Here is a 16,446-nt window from a genome sequence, read left to right as displayed (position 1 = left end):
AACATAAAGTGAACGGAATGACCTCTACAGCCATATGTTCCCCCTCACCCCAACCCTCTCCCTCAAGGGAGAGGGGGTCCTCCGTGCAGGCATTATTTTATGGGGATCCCTCAACCCACAGGGAGAGAGAACCGATCGCGCTAACCCTTCACCTCCATCACCGCGTACACCCCATCCTTTGGCACCACCACGGTGACATTCTCCACCGGCACGCCCGCCGCGAGGTGGATATCCTGCAATTGCTGCAACGACCTGGGGTGAATGTCCTCCCAGCCAATACCGCGCAGCACAAAGTCGATCTGCGGGCTGCTGGTCAGCATATTCGACACAATCACCGCCCCGCCGGGCTTCACCAGCCGCAGCGCGCGCTGCAGGAAAGTCACCGCATCGGTATCGCTGAAGTACTCAAATATGCCCAGCGCGTCGACCAGTTCGGCCTGATGCTCGCCCAGCTCCAGCAGTAAATCGTCGTTACGCACCAGCGTATGCAGCAGGTTGCGCCTGAGCAGCGTCAGCTGTTCGCCCACAACCAGCCCCTCCTGCGCGGCCATGGTCTCGGCCCAGCTCAGCGCGACGGGGTCTTTATCTACCAGCGTCAGGTACACCTGTTGGCCGTCGAGCTTTGCGTTGCGCAGCGCCTCCAGCACGGGAATGGCCGCTCCGCTGGCCAGGCTCACCCAGTTGTTCTCGCTCTCGTTATGGATGTACTTCTCTACCATCGCAGCCAGCACTTTTGCGCGGGAGCGCACGCCGATGGCGTCGTTAGCGTGAATAAACCACTGGCGGCTGTCGCTGTCCATTTTCGTGCCTTCGGGGAGGCGGTCCTCCAGCGGATTTTGCACCACAAACAGCGCCAGCGCGGTGGGAACCAGCCGGGCGCGCCACGCGAGAAGCGCAGGCCGGTTGCGAAAAGCCTGTTCGGAGTAACGGTTCTGCGGGACAAGCACCGCCTGCCCGCCCTCTTCGTATTCAATCAGCGGAGGGCGAAGCGCCGGGTCGGCTTTCAGCGCCTGGTTAAGCGCGTTGATCTCCCGGGCAGTCTCGTCTTTCATCGGCCACTGGTCGCTGACATCAGGAAATGAGGCGCTGAAAATAGTCATATTTCCCGGTGCGCTGCCGCGAAAAGGCTGCCAGTTCATGTCATCGTCCCCCGTTGGGCTTTTAACGGAAGTGTATCCAGGCAAACCAGTAATACCCTACGAAGAAAGCACGAAATCGGGGCATTAGCTCTGCGACGTGCGCCACACCCCAGGCGTACAGCCGTACTCAAGCTGGAAATGACGGATAAAATGGGCGCAGTCGCTAAAGCCCATCCGCCGCGCAATGTCCGTGACGCTTTGCTGCGAGTTCTTCAACAGCCAGCAGGCATAGCGCAGTCTGGCGCTGCGGATAAATTCACGTGCCGTTTTACCAAACTCAGCGTGAAACAGGCGATTAAGCTGACGCTCGCTCAGCTTGACGTCCTTGGCCAGCCCGGCGGCGCTAAGCGGGCGTGTCAGGTACTGTTCGATGATCATGACCGCTCTGCGCAGCCGCGAGTCCGGGATCAGCGCAATATTGGCAGGCCGCGGGGTAGTAACAGCGTGCGGTGAGAGCGATAAACGCCGTGACGTGGTGGCGGCAATATCGTCGCCCGCATGGGCGCGAATCAGCGCCGTGGTTAGCGTCAGCGTCGAGATCCCGCCCGGGCAGGTCAGCACATCGCCTTCATCGATAAAATCCAGCCCCTGCTCGGCATAAACCTGCGGAAACCGTTGCGTGAAGACGTCATGATGATAAGGATGGATCGAGGCGCGCCGTTCATTGAGGATCCCCTCTTCCGCCAGGATAAAGCTCCCGGTGCCAATACCGATCAGCGGAATTGCGTTGTGATGCGCCTCTGCAAGAAATGCCCGGTCGTCCGGGAGCCCCTTATCCAGATCCTCCAGACTTCCGCCAATCACGGCAATATAGTCGTATTCCCCCGGAGTAAGATGCGCGGCTTCAGGCTGCACGCTAATACCGGCGCTGCTGGTGATGGGCAATTCCGCCCGGGTGCTTATCAGACTGAGTTTGAACGCGATTTTCTGTCTGGTTTTTTGTACACAGGACGCAGTACGTAACGCCTCCATTAACCCCGATAGGGCTAATAACGAAAAATGGGGCCACAGAAATAAACCGATATGCAGGGGTTTATTTCGTGCAGAACCACGCCTGCATGAGTCATCAATTAAAGTTTTCATTACCTTGCCAAAAAATATTAATTACATTATCGCAACATATTGTGTTGCTCTTATATTACTCTAAGATATTTCTTAGCGGTTCAATAAAGTATAAATGATGACCACAAAACAGCAACGCTTTTCCCGTTCAGCCCTCCGTTTTTGAGGGGTGGCACACATAGGTCGGTAACGTCCCCAGAATGAATAAATAATTATCATTCTGCTGTTTCTTAATTCGCATATAAATACTCTCGTTGGGGTAGATGAAAAATAACGGTTCGTACTTCTCCAGCCAGCTGTCGCTCACGTCATCATCGGGGAATTTGATATTGCGGACAGATCGCATGTAATAGACATTATCTTTGCGCTCTACCTGAAAGAATATTTTACGATTAAAGGTCTTACCCGGATCGCTCTTCACCCGACCGTTCATGCTGAGCGTACCGTTGTTACCGTCCACCGTATAATTTAGCCACAAGGTCAGTGTCTCTTCAGGATGGTGCTGAATAAAGTTCACCTGACAGGCAAAAGGGTGAATGTAATAACGCTGCCACAGATAATAGCCAGCGGCTAACGCCCCCACCAGCAGGCACAGACAGAGCGTTAACAGCGTTTGACGGTAACGAGCCATATTAATGATCCTGAATAAAGTAATCTGACATACAACGGTTTGGTTCCGTCATTGCCCGGTCGCAGCGGATCACCGAAGCACGCGGCAACAGGCTATATCCACTGATATAGATCCAAGGATAACTGCTGCATTCATCTTTAAATGGCGCAGCATAGGCCAGCGCTTTTTCCCTGTCCTGCGGCGTCTCGATATCGCGGGCAAAATAGAGCCGACACTCTCCCATCATTGTCGTGAAGCGGTAACCGTCCACAAAATAGTTGTCATGCGGCCGGCTATAGCTGATGACGCTCACGCTAATGATTAACAGCAGCGCCAGCAGTGCGCCCCCCAGCCAGAAGCGACGTTTCGCAACCGGAGCAACGGGAGTGACAGGAGCCACGGGCTGCGGTACGCCAGCCTCTTCCTGAACGGTCTGGACCGGTGCTTCTGGCTCTGCCGAGGGCAACTGCGCCTCTTTAATCGTAATTTGCGTATCGCTTGCCAGCGTCAGGCCAATACGAGGGATCGTGACGATTGGATCGGTTTCAAACCCGGCTTTTTTCAGCCCCTTACGCAGAATAGAGATATTCTGGTAATAGGTATTCGGCGACACCATCATTCCCCGACGTTGCCAGACAATGTCCATACACTCCTGTTGAGTGACAATACTCCCGGCTCTTTCAATCAATAACAGCAAACAACGTCCGGCAGGCGAGTTTAATACCACCACCTGTTCAGGATTATTGAGGTCGCGTAATGTGCTGGCCGCAGGATGAAACTCGACGATGCCATTAATGATATAATACTTATGCATAAGACTCGTTAAATACCTCCTGTAAACGCCGGTTTAAGGATTAATGTGACCGATAAACCCGCGTCTGTATATCCTGGCGCCTGGCGAAAAATCTTATTTTTATTTTTTCTTAACCGCTTATCTGAAGTTCTCTTAACCGCCTTTTTGGCCATATGAGATCTGGCAAAGCACCTGAAAATGCCTCATGCTACCTTTCCCCACGCGGACTTGACACTGACAAAACTCGACAAAACGGCGAATTGAACGCTTCGGCCATCCGTGTCTGAATTATTCAGAGACCTTTATTCACTTTTTCCGAGGAAACCAGACAAGACGCGGTCTGTCGGCAATTTTAGTCATCTCAAACTCGTCTAAAAGCCCCGTCATAATTAACAGTTTCACCCTGAAATTGTTAGCAGAAGTAAGTAACAAGGCGGAATACCTGACACCACCAGACAATTTCCTTACAAAACATTTAGTAAAGCCAACTTTTCATTAAAAAGTGTCGGTATGATTAATTACAGGCAAATATGAGGCAGCCGGTACGGCAGGGAGATAATGAAGAAATCCGTTTAGCTCAACTTAATACAAATTAAGATTAATTCAGATTACCTGTTTCGCACTATCCGTATAGTGACTCCATACCGTGCAATGCTTAATTGCTTCGAAAATACAGGCATCGTTCTGCCAGACGGGCGAGCCTCATTACAATTATAAATCGAGGGAATAACATGGCGAATAAAACCGGAAATAAACGTCATTTAACAACCGCACTGTTGGGAGGCGATCACTTTTCACGTCAGGGGATCGCCGCGGTATTAAAAAACATGGTTCCTGAAATGCAGGTAATAGCATCAAGCGATGATTATTCATTAATGGAAACCGTGTTTTTAACCACCCCCGTTGATGTCATTTTTTTATCCGGCACGGAAAAGTATCACGCGGGATTTGATTGCCTGAAATATATAAAAAACATCAAATCCCGCCAGCCTGACGTCCTTATTTGTATGTATTCCGCGCCAGCCAATTCCTGGCTGTGGATACGCGGCGATATAGATGCCTATATCTCGCTGCAGGAGCCACTTTATCACTGGCGAGCCAGCTTATTAAAAATGGTCGATAGCCGATATCGCCCAAAAAAGAAACCCACGGCGTTATCGCTGACGCCGGGCGAATGGCGAGTATTGAAGGATCTGCGAAAAGGTCTGGATATGCGTTATATCGCCGAAACAGAGCAGCTTTCTTACCGCCGCGTCAGCGCGTTAAAAAGCTCAGCGATAAGAAAACTTGGGCTCAGAAATAAGACAGATTTGCTGGTCTTTTTAACCAGTTAGATCTGTCGACCAAGAGCACAACCCGACATAACGACAACATGGAATCAGGACAATGAAAGCTCAATTTAAAACGAAAACACTGCTTGCCGTCGCCGTTGCGGCAGTACTGCCAGCAGGGTCGGCGTTCGCTGCAACCACCAGCGGCGGTACGGTGAACTTCAGCGGCAAGGTGGTGACCTCAGCCTGCGCCATCAGTGCTGGCAGCGCCAACATTGATGTCGACATGGGCGAAGTGCGTACCGCCACGCTGGCCGCGGCAGGCAGTGAAGCCAGCACCGCGAAAGCCTTCTCCATCACCCTGGAAGATTGCGAAATCGCCGATACCTCCGCCTCAACGGAAGACAATCCGATTGCCGCCACCACCGTGGCCGTGACCTTCACCGGTACGCCGGATGCGGCCGATGCCAACAGCCTGGCCGTTGGCGCAAACGGCGGCGCTAACTCGGCGCAGCACGTTGCGATTCGCCTGTACGACGAACAGGGCAAGGTGGTAAAGCTGGGTGAACCTGCCGCCGCCATTCCTCTGCGTGCGGGGGCCAACACCCTGAACTTCAGCGCGAAATATTACTCACCGCAGGGCAACGCCACGGCGGGTGATGCCAGCGCGGTTGCAACCTACACCGTTACCTACTCGTAATTTTCAGGCCCGGTTCGCTGGCCGGGCCTGACTCAGCTTTAAGGAGACGCACCATGCGCGCAAAAGCAGGGATCTGTCTGGCTATTTCATTATGTTCATCCGCCGCATATGCAGGCGGCGTAGGGCTGGGCGCCACGCGAATGGTCTACTCCAGCACTACTAACCAGTCCATGCTGCAGGTCAGGAACACGCATCCCGACGCCACGTTCCTGATCCAGTCATGGATGGAAAACGAAAAAGGGCAAAAAACCAACGACTTCGTTATTACGCCGCCACTGTTCGTCATGAAACCGGCCAGCGAAAGCGCGGTGAAAATCATGTTTAACGGTAAAGCCCTGCCAGAGGATCGCGAAACGCTCTACTGGATGACGGTGAAAGCCATCCCGCAGCAGACCAAAAGCGGTTCCGGCAATTCGCTGCAGTTTGCTTCGGCAAACCGCATCAAGGTGTTTTATCGCCCGGAGAGCCTTGGGCAAGGCGCAGGGGACGCCTGGAAAAGCCTGACCGGAGCCTATCGCGGCGGAAAGGTCACGCTCAGCAACCCAACGCCGTACTACCTCACCACCATCAACCTGAAAATCGATGGCATGCCGGTACAGCCGGTGATGGTGCCGCCGAAATCCAGCGTAACGCTGGGCGAAACCTTCAGCCACGCCAGCAGCGTGAGCTACCAGACCATTAACGATTACGGCGCATGGACGCCCGCGACACGCGCGGCATTGTCCCAATAATCCCGACTGTGAGGCGTGACCACGTGAAAAGAAAAATCCTGTGTGCCACGGTGATCTCCCTGGTAATTCGGCAGGCCATGGCGGCTGAAAGCGCGTTGCAATTTAACCCTGCGTTCCTCAACGGTGAGAGCGCCAACAGCGCCGATCTCGCCTGGGTCAACGCCGGGAGCGCATTGCCGCCGGGCGATCACAACCTCAACGTGTATATCAATAACAACTATGCGTTCACCGGCAATGTCACGTTCCGCACCGCTGAAAATACAGGGGAAGCCCTGCCATGCCTCACGCCTGAACAGATCGCGGCGCTGGGCATCGACAGCCAGCAGGCGAAAGGCGGCGCACTGCCGCTCGCGCAGCGCTGCATTTTTCTGACGGAGGCGTTTGCCGATACCCGGTTTGATTTTGACCAGCAGACGCTCTCCCTCAGCTTCACCGTACCGCAGAGCGCGATGCGCAATTTGCCGCGCGGGTATGTCAGCCCGGAAAGCTGGGAAGCGGGCATTCCTGCCGCGTGGCTGAACTATGTGGTAAACGGCTCGAACAATGACTATCAGGGCGAGACGCGCACGCGCGACCAGCAGCTGTTTGCGAGCCTGAACAGCGGCATCAATCTCGGCGCGTGGCGGCTGCGTGATTTCACCACGTGGACCAAAGATACTAACGAACTCACCCACGTGCAGACCTGGCTGCAGCGGGATATTCCCGCCCTGAACGCGCAGGTTTACGCCGGGGAAACGTATACCTCCGCCCAGGTGTTCGACGCCGTGGGCCTGCGCGGCATTGCCCTGAAAACCGATGACAATATGCTGCCTGCCAGCCTGAGCGGCTATGCGCCGGAAGTGCGCGGCATCGCCCGCAGCAACGCCACGGTGACGGTTCGCCAGAACGGCAACATCATTTATCAAACCTCAGTGCCGCCGGGGGCGTTTGTGCTGAAAGATCTCTACCCGACCTCTTCCGGGGGCGATCTCGCGGTCACGATCCAGGAGAACGACGGCAGCCAGACGCAGTACACGCTTCCGTATGCCAGCGTGCCAAACCTGGTGCGTAACGGACAGCTGAAATATGCCCTGGGAGCAGGGAAATATCGTCCGATGGGCCATCAGGATGCACCCTCTTTCGCGCAGGGCGAGCTGTTCTACGGCTGGCGTTATGGCCTGACATTTTACGGTGGGGCGCAGTTTGCCGATCGCTATAACGGTCTGGCCTTCGGGATTGGGCAGAACCTGGGGCGCTTTGGCGCGTATTCCATCGACCTGACCCACGCCCGCAGCCAGCTGGCGGACGACCAGCACTACACCGGCGATTCCGTGCGCCTGCGTTACAGCAAGCTGCTGAATGATATCGGCACGCGGGTTAATTTTTTCTCGCTGCGCTACTCAACGAAAGGGTTTTATACCCTGAGCGATACCACGTACAAGGGCATGGCGGGCGGATCCCCAAAGCAGATTGTGGAAGACGATGGCACCGTCACCACCCACTACGACACGGTATATAACCTGCGCATGTCGCGTAAGGCCAAAAACCAGCTGCTGCTGTCACAGCCGATGGGGCAATACGGTTCGCTGTCGCTGTCGTGGGATCAGCAAACCTACTGGAACACGTCGAAAACCACGCAAAGTTTGCAGTTCGCGTGGAATGCCACGTTTCGTAACGTGTCGCTTGGCGTCAGCGTTCAGCGCAGCTCTAGCCTGTATGACGACAAAAAAGATAACGTGCTGGCGATGTCACTTTCGGTGCCGCTGGGCAACCCGGCGCTGTCGACCCGCGCCCGCTTTACCACCACCCATGCGGATTCAACCGGCACTACGGCCAGTACCGGCGTGAGCGGTTATCTGCCGGGCCAGGAGAACCTGTTTTACAGCGTCAACCAGCGCTATAGCGCGCAACAGCACTACGGCGGCGACGCCACGCTGCAATACGAAGGCGCAAAAGGAGACTACAACCTGGGCTACAGCTATACCCGTGATTCCCGCAACCTCAGCTACGGGATGAGCGGCGGCGCGGTGCTGCATGAAGATGGTCTGACGCTGAGCCAGCCGCTCGGCAACACCAACATTCTGGTGAAAGCCCCGGGCGCCAGCGACGTTGCCGTGCTTAACCACAAGGGTATCAAAACCGACAGCCGGGGCTACGCGGTGATCCCCTACGCCACGCCGTACCGCGTGAACCAGGTCGCGCTGGATGTCACAACCGCAGGTAATGACGTGGAGCTGGAGAATGCCATCGTCAACAAAACGCCGACCGACGGCGCGCTGGTTCGCGCCACCCTTGTCACACGCCAGGGGAAAAAAGCGATGTTTGTCGTACGCCGCGGCAACGACGTGCTGCCCTTCGGCACGCTGGTCTCATTGAACGATGACAAAACCAGCGGCATCGTCGGCGACGGCGGCAGCCTGTATTTGTCGGGGTTAACCGAGCGAGGCACGTTGAGTGCCGTATGGGGGCGCAACAGCGACCAGCGCTGCACCATCAACTACGCGTTGAACAAGCAGAGCTATAACGCCCGCACCGGGCTCTATTCACAGGAGGTGGTATGTCAGTAACGCTTCGGACGTTCAGCATCGCTTTGCTGATCTTCACGTTCCCGGTTCGCGGCTATGACGTGCTGGTTTCCGTCACCGGGAATTTGATCGGCAACACCTGCGTTGTGGCGGCGGACTCTAAAGAGCAGGACGTTCCGCTGGGTACCATCGGGATTAAACAATTCCCCCGTGCAGGCGCGGTCAGCAATATCAAAACGCCCTTCACAATCAGGCTTGAAGCGTGCGGGCCAACCTTTGCCGGGGTCAAAATCCGCTTCAGCGGCACGCCGGATAACGACAACCCGCAGCTGGTGAAAATTGCCGACGGCGGCGCCACCGGCGTGGCGGTGCAGATCCTCGATAAAGACGGCGGGCTGATCCCCCTCGACACGCAAACCACCGCCCGGGGCACGCCGGGCGATGACAGCGTAGAGATGACCTTCTACGCTCGGCTGGCCGCCACGGGCGCGCCGGTGAATGCCGGAGACGTCTCCGCTTTTGCCACCTGGACCACGGAGTATCAATGATGCGTTTATTCTTGTTTATTAGCGGATTACTGCTCTGCGCCAGCGCACAGGCGATGGAATGGAAATCAGATATCACCCTCTCCCCGCAGCCGATGACCTACAGCGGCCCGGCAGATTCAGTTATGCCGGGGAGCATTATCGGCTCCACCTGGAGCGCCTCCGTCAGCGTACAGGAAGTGTTCTGGTGCGGCTGGGTCTTTACCTGCTCCAAAGGCACGCTGCAACCGAGCAGCAGCGCGATCTCCAGCGGCACAACGGTCACCGTCGACGGGGTGAACTACACCATTTTTGAAACCGGCGTGCCGGGGGTGGGGTATATCATCGGGCTAAAAGATTTTAACGGCTCGGCCTGGATACCCCTGCAAAGCGGTATTACCCAAAGCTATCCTGCAGAGGGCACCAATGGTTATGCGACCAGTTTAGGCTGGTCTGCCAAGGTGACCTTTATTAAGACCGCGACAGCACTGAAGTCAGGGGTTTACCAGATCCCCTCCCTCGACGCTGCGGTGGTGACCGCCTATAACAACGAGGTCAAAACGGCAAAGGTCATCATTAACCCCACCACCATCACCGTGACGGCGAGCGGCTGTACGGTGGGCACCAAAAGCGCGAACGTCGATCTGGGTACGATCGATATCCGCACGTTGACAACTGTGGGCAGTACATCGCCTTCGGGTGCGTTTAACGTCAGCCTGACCTGTGACGCGAACGTCGCGGTGAGCGCGGTGATGACCGATCAGACCACGCCGTCGAACACCTCGTCGGTGGTGACGCTGACCGGCGACTCCACCGCGTCCGGCGTAGGGGTGCAGTTTTTCTATAACGGTACCGGCCCGCTGATGATGGGGCCGGACAGCTCGGCGGCGGGCACAACCAATCAGTTCTTTATCCAGAGCACCACTGTGGCACAAACCCTGTCGCTGCCGTTCCAGGCGCAATACATCCGAACCGGCGAACTTGTCCCCGGCTCGGCGAACGCGCTGGCAAGCATTACGTTCTCGTACCAGTAGGGGTTAATGTTTTACCCACACCAGCTGATCGACCCGGAAGCCCAGACTGCGCGCGGTGTTCAGGTAATCCTGCTTCACCGCGTCCGGCACGGTTGGCGTGCGCGACAAAATCCACAGGTAGTCGCGGTTCGGGCCGCTGACCAGCGCGTACTGGTACTTATCGTCCAGCTTGATGACGTTATAGCCGCCGTAGAACGGGCCGAAGAACGAAACCTTCAGCGCGGCGGTGGTTGGCGCGCCGGTAAAGTACGCTTTGCCTTCACTCTCGTTCCATTTGTTCTTCACCGGGTCGTAACCCCGGTTAAGCACGCTGATTCCGCCATCGCTCCGTTGGCCGTAGGTGGCCGTCACCTGCTCCAGCCCGCGTTCAAAGCGGTTCTCCAGGCGGGCGACTTCATACCACTTGCCGAGATAGCGGCTGGCATCAAAACCGGAAATAGGCTGCACGCCTTTCGGCGGCGTGGGGGATTTACAGGCTACAAGGGTCAGCGCAATGGCAACCCCGGTGACAACAGGCCATAGCTTCATGAGAATTCCTTTCATTTGCACGGTTGGATGTTAAGTGTAGTGCACCCTTTCGGCGCTTCATCCCGTTCTGAAAAATTCGTAGTATATTGAGAGTATTCCTCCACTCTGGACATGGACATGGCTTACTCCATCGGCGAATTCGCCAGACTTAGCGGCATCACCGCCACCACGCTGCGGGCGTGGCAGCGTCGTTATGGTTTACTCAAGCCACAGCGCACGGAGGGCGGCCACCGCCAGTACAGCGATGAAGACGTTCAGCAGGCGCTGAAAATCCTCGACTGGGTGAAAAAAGGCGTGCCCATTGGCCAGGTAAAACCCCTGCTTGAGCGCCCTGTACCCCGCCGGACCAACAACTGGCAAACGCTCCAGCAGAACATGCTGGAACGCCTGCAGGGGGGCAAAATCGAGTCCCTGCGCCAGATGATTTACGACGCGGGCCGCGAATACCCCAGACCTGAGCTGGTGACCAACGTGCTACGTCCGCTGCGCAGCCAGGTGTCCGCCAACGTCGCCGCCGCCATGACCCTGCGCGCGATCCTCGACGGCATCCTCATCGCCTACACCTCGTTTTGCCTCGAAGGCGATAAAAAAGCGCCGGGCGATAACATTCTGCTCAGCGGCTGGTACCTGAACGACCCGTGTGAAATCTGGCTCGAAGCCTTGTCGCGGACCGGTCAGGGTCACCGCATCGACGTATTACCCACGCCCCCTGCCACGCTGGCACCGGAGATATTTCCCGATCGCAAATGGTTGCTGGTCACCAGCGGTAAACTGACCGCCGCGCGGAAAAAACAGGTGGCGCAGTGGCAGCAGCAGCTTTCCCTTGAGGTCATTATCCTCTAATGATTTTCTCCTGCGGGAATCTTCACGAAAAGTTGAATATTTTTCCGCGCCGCAGATGCTAACGTTTTCCTGTGACTGACAACTTCACAGGAAAACAACATGAAAAAAACTGCCCCTCTGCTGATCCTGGCCTCCATGGCTTTTGCCCCTGCCGCCTTCAGTGCCCCTGCCGGCACGCTGAGCGTACACGTTCTCGACCAGCAAACCGGCATGCCGCCATCGGATGTCACCGTTACCCTGGAAAAGCAGCAGCAGGACAAATGGATCCCGGTTGCCAGCGGCAAAACCGACCATGACGGACGTATCAAATCGCTCTATCCCCAGGAACAGGACATGCAGCCTGGCGTGTATAAAGTGACCTTCAAAACCGCAGACTATTTCCACGCTAAAAAGCTGGAGACATTCTTCCCGGAAGTGCCGGTGCTGTTTACCGTCACCCGGACCAACGAGAAACTGCACATTCCACTTCTGCTGAGTCAGTACGGTTATTCAACCTACAAGGGCAGTTAAAACCTGTTGATTTTAAACGGCAATAAAAAATACCTCCGCCAATACTTGGACAAATAAGCAAGATTGTGTAAGTTTTAAGTATTGGCTCTGGAGGAACATACCATGACAACGAAACCTGTGCTGGGTATTAGCGGCTGCTTGACCGGGTCCGCCGTTCGCTTTGACGGCGGGCATAAGCGTATGGGTTTCGTCATGGATGAGCTGGCCCAGTGGGTGAATTTCCGACCCGTTTGCCCCGAAATGGCCATCGGCCTGCCTACACCACGCCCTGCGCTGCGTTTGATCATGACGACCGGCGGCGACACGCAGATGCGTTTTAGCCATCCGCCGCATGATGACGTCACGCAGAAAATGGCCGACTTTACGGCCAGCTATCTGCCTAAGATCGGCGATCTCGCCGGGTTTATCGTCTGTGCAAAATCCCCCAGCTGTGGCATGGAACGCGTGCGCGTGTACGATGAAAACGGCAACCGGGGCCGCAAGGAGGGCGTCGGGCTGTTCACCGCCGCGCTCCTTGAAACCTGGCCGTGGCTGCCCGTAGAAGAGGATGGCCGTCTGCACGACCCGGTGCTGCGGGAAAACTTCGTCGAGCGCGTTTTTGCGCTGCACGAACTGAACACGCTGCGTAAAAACGGCCTGACGCGCCGCGCGCTGCTGGATTTTCACAGCCGCTACAAACTGCAGCTGCTGGCACACCATCAGGCGGGTTACCGTGAGATTGGCCCGTTTGTCGCCTCGCTGCATGAATGGGACGATCTGGACGCGTTCTTCGAGGCGTACCGCGAAAAACTGATGACCATCCTGAAAAAGCCCGCCTCGCGGAAAAATCACACCAACGTGCTGATGCATATTCAGGGCTATTTCCGTAACCAGCTTAACAGCCGCCAGCGGGGTGAGCTTCGTGACGTGATCCTGCATTACCGAGAAGGGCTTCTGCCCATTCTTGCGCCGATCACGCTGCTAAAACATTACCTTGCCGAATACCCGGATCAGTATCTGATGACGCAAAACTACTTTGATCCCTATCCTGATGATTTGGGTCTGCGTCTGGCCGTTAAATAATCAATAAGGCGAAGGCCCCCATTGACCCTCAGGGGCCCGAAGCAGTAGCCCGTTTAGACGACATCCTCACTGTCGTCTCTTTTTTGCATTTCGCCTGAAAGGCTGTAAATATATACAGGTTATAACGCAAAAAAGGGATCGGCCTGTGATTAACACCCTGCACATTCAAAACTACCGCTCAATTCGCGATATGTCGCTGGAGCTGGAACAACTCAACATTGTCTTCGGCCCGAATGGCACCGGGAAATCAAATATTTACAAGGCGATACACCTGATGCACAGCGCCGCGCAGGGGCAGTTTTCTCAGGCTCTGGCGAATGAAGGCGGGATTTTGAAAGTGTTCTGGGCGGGTAAAACCCGCAGCGACCAGCTGCGACGGATGAACCTGGCGGTAGAAACCGAAACCTACGAATACGAGCTGCAGGTAGGCTTTGTTGAGAAGCTGCCCTATCCCTCGCAGTTTCAGCTCGATCCGGTGATCAAGGAAGAGTCGCTCTGGCTGAGCGGCCAGCACCGCCGCCCGTCGGCACAGCTGATGAAGCGCAGAAATCAGGCGGTTTTCCTGAATAACGTCCATCACGAGAAAGTGACCCACAGCGGCACGCTGTACGAGAACGAATCGGTATTCGGACAGCTCGGCGAACCGCACCTTTACCCGGAAGTGTCGCAGATGCGCGAGTCCCTGCGTAACTGGCGATTTTATCATGAGTTTTCCGTTGCAAGCGGCTCCATGATGCGTGCCCCGCAGGTGGGTTTCCGCTCTCCGGTGCTAGCGAGCGACGGCGCCAACCTCGCGGCGGCATTCCAGACCATTGTCGAGATTGGCGATGAACTGCTGCTGATGCGCATTCTTGATCAGGCTTTCCCCGGCTGCGTGTTTTACAGCGACAACACCGGCGGACGTTTTCGCATGATGATGCAGCGTGAGGGCTTAAGCCGCCCGCTGGAACCGGCGGAGTTCTCTGACGGCACGCTGCGCTTTTTGTGCCTGGCAGTGGCACTGTTAAGCCCGCGCCCACCGGCGTTTATCGCCCTCAACGAACCGGAAAACAGCCTGCATCCGCAGATGCTGCCCGCGCTGGCAAGCCTGATTGCCGAGGCCAGCCGCTACTCGCAGATCTGGCTCACCAGCCACTCGCCGGAGCTGGCGACATTGATTGAGAAGCACCGATCGTTTTCGCTGTATCAGCTGTCAATGACGGAAGGAGAGACGAAGATGGAGAAGCTGGAGTAAGAAGGGGCTTTCATTTTCTTTAACGCAAATAACCACAATATAAGACGGGTCTTTTGGAAAAGAGTACAATGCCATCAGTATCTTAACGCGCATTTCTTATTCTGAGAGACACAACATGAAACACATTCTGACCGCATCCGTATTCGCCTTATCTGCCTCTGTCTTTGCGGGGTCTGCCCCACACTGGACGTATGAAGGCAAGAGTGGTCCGGAAAACTGGGGCGAGCTCAGCGACGAGTTTGCCACCTGCAAGACCGGGAAATTCCAGTCACCCATCGATATCCGTAACGCCTATAACGCCACGCTGCCGCCGCTGGAGATGAATTTCCATACCGCCGCCGAAAAGCTGGTGAACAACGGCCATACCCTGCAGGTGACCGCCAGCGACGAAGATGAATTCCGTCTGGACGATCAGATCTTTACCCTGCGCCAGTACCATTTCCACACCCCGAGCGAAAACCGGATCAACGGCAAATCCTTCCCGCTGGAAGCGCACTTTGTTCATGCCAGCAAAGAGGGCGATGTCGCAGTGCTTGCCGTTATGTTTGAGGTCGGCCCGGAAAACAGCGCACTCAACCCGCTGCTGGCGCGCCTTCCGAAGGAAAAGGACCACGAAATCTCGATTGATAAACACCTCGATCTTCGTCCGCTGTTCCCGGCTGACCTGCACTATTATCGCTTCAGCGGCTCGCTGACCACCCCACCGTGCACCGAAGGGCTGCGCTGGCTGGTGATGAAAAACACCGTCACCCTGTCAGAAAAGCAGCTGGAGATGTTTAAGCAAGCGCTTGAGCACAGCAATAACCGTCCGCTTCAGCCTCTGAACGGCCGCGTGATTGTTCAGTAAGGTGTTGTGAGTTAAAAGCATCCGCAGGCCGGGTCTCCCGGCCTAAAAGACGGTGTTACTTCATGTCGCATCATGCCTGGCTACAGACGGCTGAATACGAAACGTCTTGCGCCACTCCGTCGGGCTGATGCCAAAACGCGCCTTAAACTGTTGTCGCCAGGTCACCGCAGAGTTAAACCCCACCAGCTCGGCCACGCGTTCAACCGGCATATTGCCGGCTTCCAGTAAGATCTGGCTGCGCCGCAGGCGCTCGGCGGTGAGCCAGTCGGCCACGGTCATGCCGGTGGCGTTGACAAAATGGCGGGTCAGCGTGCGGCGGCTCATCGAGACCACCTTCGCCAGCGAGTCGAGATTATGCGGCTCGGTAATGTGTTGCTGCAGGTAGTCGATCAGGCAGTTAATCCGCGCGTCGCGGGTGTCCTTCGGCACCGGCTGGGCAATAAACTGCGCCTGACCGCCTTCGCGGTGCGGCGGCACAATCATCCGACGGGCGATCTGGTTGGCAACCACGCTGCCAAAGCGCTGACGGATGATATACAGGCAGCAGTCCAGCGCGGCGGCGGTCCCGGCGGAGGTAATAATATTGTCGTCATCCACATAGAGGGCGTTGATATCAAGCTGGACGCGCGGAAAAAGCGACTGGAAGTGATGTTCAAACTCCCAGTGGGTGGCCGCGCGCTTGCCGTCGAGAATGCCCGCATACGCCAGCACAAACGACCCCAGACACAGCCCGACGATTTCCGCGCCGTTGTCTCTTGCCTGCACCAGGCTGTCGAGCAGCGCCTGAGGCGGGCGATCCAGCACGTGCTGCCAGTAGGGCGCCACCACAATATCCGCCTGCGCGATGGCTGAAAAATCCTGCGTCGCGTTAAGGGCAAAGCCCTCTTTTGAGGTGAGAACACCGGGTTTTTCGGCGCAGATCGTCACGTTAAAGCGCTTTTCGCCGGAGACCGCGTCGCCAAACAGAATACAGGGAACGGAGTAGTGGAACGGGCTAAACCCGTCCACCGCGACAATCGCGACGTTGATAAGTGGCATCTGTCTCTCCTTCCCT

Annotated in this window: 17 protein-coding genes; 11 read left to right on the top strand and 6 right to left on the bottom strand. The window is 56.2% G+C overall.

What is annotated here, in order from left to right:
* Window positions 1–140: 140 nt before the first annotated feature.
* The 4 genes from ACMWKA_RS23040 to ACMWKA_RS23025 form a co-directional block, all read right to left on the bottom strand.
* Window positions 141–1,139 carry a class I SAM-dependent methyltransferase gene (locus ACMWKA_RS23040; protein WP_414760641.1) on the bottom strand — a complete coding sequence of 333 codons (999 nt, stop codon included), beginning with the start codon at window positions 1,137–1,139 and terminating at the stop codon, window positions 141–143.
* An 84-nt stretch (window positions 1,140–1,223) separates the two neighbouring features.
* The gene (locus ACMWKA_RS23035) at window positions 1,224–2,111 is read right to left on the bottom strand and encodes a GlxA family transcriptional regulator (RefSeq protein ID WP_414760640.1); all 888 of its coding nucleotides are present in this window, start codon (window positions 2,109–2,111) and stop codon (window positions 1,224–1,226) included.
* Between the two features lie 238 nt (window positions 2,112–2,349).
* The gene (locus ACMWKA_RS23030) at window positions 2,350–2,832 is read right to left on the bottom strand and encodes a hypothetical protein (RefSeq protein WP_013094867.1); all 483 of its coding nucleotides are present in this window, start codon (window positions 2,830–2,832) and stop codon (window positions 2,350–2,352) included.
* A 1-nt stretch (window position 2,833) separates the two neighbouring features.
* The gene (locus tag ACMWKA_RS23025) at window positions 2,834–3,625 is read right to left on the bottom strand and encodes a winged helix-turn-helix domain-containing protein (RefSeq protein ID WP_038418315.1); all 792 of its coding nucleotides are present in this window, start codon (window positions 3,623–3,625) and stop codon (window positions 2,834–2,836) included.
* Window positions 3,626–4,335: 710 nt separating this feature from the next.
* On the opposite strand from ACMWKA_RS23025, the gene ACMWKA_RS23020 reads away from it, so the two are divergent.
* From ACMWKA_RS23020 to ACMWKA_RS22995, 6 genes are read left to right on the top strand one after another with little or no spacing between them, the layout of a single operon-like run.
* Window positions 4,336–4,938: a LuxR C-terminal-related transcriptional regulator gene (locus tag ACMWKA_RS23020; protein WP_013094865.1), complete on the top strand. Its 603-nt coding sequence runs from the start codon at window positions 4,336–4,338 to the stop codon at window positions 4,936–4,938.
* A 52-nt stretch (window positions 4,939–4,990) separates the two neighbouring features.
* Entirely contained in the window at window positions 4,991–5,575 is a 585-nt protein-coding gene (locus ACMWKA_RS23015) for a fimbrial protein (protein WP_013094864.1), read from the top strand.
* Between the two features lie 53 nt (window positions 5,576–5,628).
* On the top strand, window positions 5,629–6,306 hold the full coding sequence (locus ACMWKA_RS23010; RefSeq protein ID WP_023621016.1) for a molecular chaperone: 678 nt from the start codon (window positions 5,629–5,631) through the stop codon (window positions 6,304–6,306).
* Between the two features lie 23 nt (window positions 6,307–6,329).
* Window positions 6,330–8,852 (top strand): fimbria/pilus outer membrane usher protein, encoded by a 2,523-nt coding sequence (locus tag ACMWKA_RS23005; protein ID WP_414760639.1) that lies wholly within the window; start codon window positions 6,330–6,332, stop codon window positions 8,850–8,852.
* Window positions 8,843–9,358 carry a fimbrial protein gene (locus ACMWKA_RS23000; RefSeq protein ID WP_023621018.1) on the top strand — a complete coding sequence of 172 codons (516 nt, stop codon included), beginning with the start codon at window positions 8,843–8,845 and terminating at the stop codon, window positions 9,356–9,358. The genes ACMWKA_RS23005 and ACMWKA_RS23000 overlap by 10 nt, the downstream gene beginning before the upstream one ends.
* A complete protein-coding gene (locus ACMWKA_RS22995) occupies window positions 9,358–10,368 on the top strand; it encodes a fimbrial protein (protein ID WP_414760642.1) in 1,011 nt (336 codons plus the stop codon). The genes ACMWKA_RS23000 and ACMWKA_RS22995 overlap by 1 nt, the downstream gene beginning before the upstream one ends.
* A gap of 3 nt (window positions 10,369–10,371) precedes the next feature.
* Here the strand turns inward: ACMWKA_RS22995 and ACMWKA_RS22990 are convergent, their stop codons facing one another.
* Window positions 10,372–10,896, bottom strand: a complete 525-nt coding sequence (locus ACMWKA_RS22990; protein ID WP_029881878.1) for a lipocalin family protein — start codon at window positions 10,894–10,896, stop codon at window positions 10,372–10,374.
* A gap of 117 nt (window positions 10,897–11,013) precedes the next feature.
* Between ACMWKA_RS22990 and ACMWKA_RS22985 the strand changes: the two genes are divergently transcribed.
* The 5 genes from ACMWKA_RS22985 (at window position 11,014) to ACMWKA_RS22965 (ending at window position 15,392) form a co-directional block, all read left to right on the top strand.
* On the top strand, window positions 11,014–11,739 hold the full coding sequence (locus ACMWKA_RS22985; protein WP_020686466.1) for a MerR family transcriptional regulator: 726 nt from the start codon (window positions 11,014–11,016) through the stop codon (window positions 11,737–11,739).
* A 99-nt stretch (window positions 11,740–11,838) separates the two neighbouring features.
* Window positions 11,839–12,249 (top strand): hydroxyisourate hydrolase, encoded by a 411-nt coding sequence (gene uraH / locus ACMWKA_RS22980; RefSeq protein ID WP_013094857.1) that lies wholly within the window; start codon window positions 11,839–11,841, stop codon window positions 12,247–12,249.
* A 102-nt stretch (window positions 12,250–12,351) separates the two neighbouring features.
* Complete coding sequence (locus ACMWKA_RS22975) at window positions 12,352–13,311, top strand: YbgA family protein (protein WP_029881877.1); 960 nt, start codon at window positions 12,352–12,354, stop codon at window positions 13,309–13,311.
* 145 nt (window positions 13,312–13,456) lie between these two features.
* A complete protein-coding gene (locus ACMWKA_RS22970; protein WP_062935128.1) occupies window positions 13,457–14,545 on the top strand; it encodes an AAA family ATPase in 1,089 nt (362 codons plus the stop codon).
* 115 nt (window positions 14,546–14,660) lie between these two features.
* Window positions 14,661–15,392 (top strand): carbonic anhydrase, encoded by a 732-nt coding sequence (locus ACMWKA_RS22965; RefSeq protein ID WP_262812586.1) that lies wholly within the window; start codon window positions 14,661–14,663, stop codon window positions 15,390–15,392.
* Between the two features lie 60 nt (window positions 15,393–15,452).
* Here the strand turns inward: ACMWKA_RS22965 and ACMWKA_RS22960 are convergent, their stop codons facing one another.
* Window positions 15,453–16,430 carry a GlxA family transcriptional regulator gene (locus tag ACMWKA_RS22960; protein ID WP_414760638.1) on the bottom strand — a complete coding sequence of 326 codons (978 nt, stop codon included), beginning with the start codon at window positions 16,428–16,430 and terminating at the stop codon, window positions 15,453–15,455.
* Between the last annotated feature and the right edge of the window lie 16 nt (window positions 16,431–16,446).

Origin of the sequence: Enterobacter sp. 03-F-07-AD-ECC (assembly GCF_047530935.1) — a bacterium.
In the GTDB taxonomy this organism is placed as follows: Bacteria; Pseudomonadota; Gammaproteobacteria; order Enterobacterales; family Enterobacteriaceae; genus Enterobacter; species Enterobacter cloacae.
The sequence above is the reverse complement of the archived record's forward strand: the minus strand, read 5'-3'. Positions and strand labels throughout refer to the sequence as shown.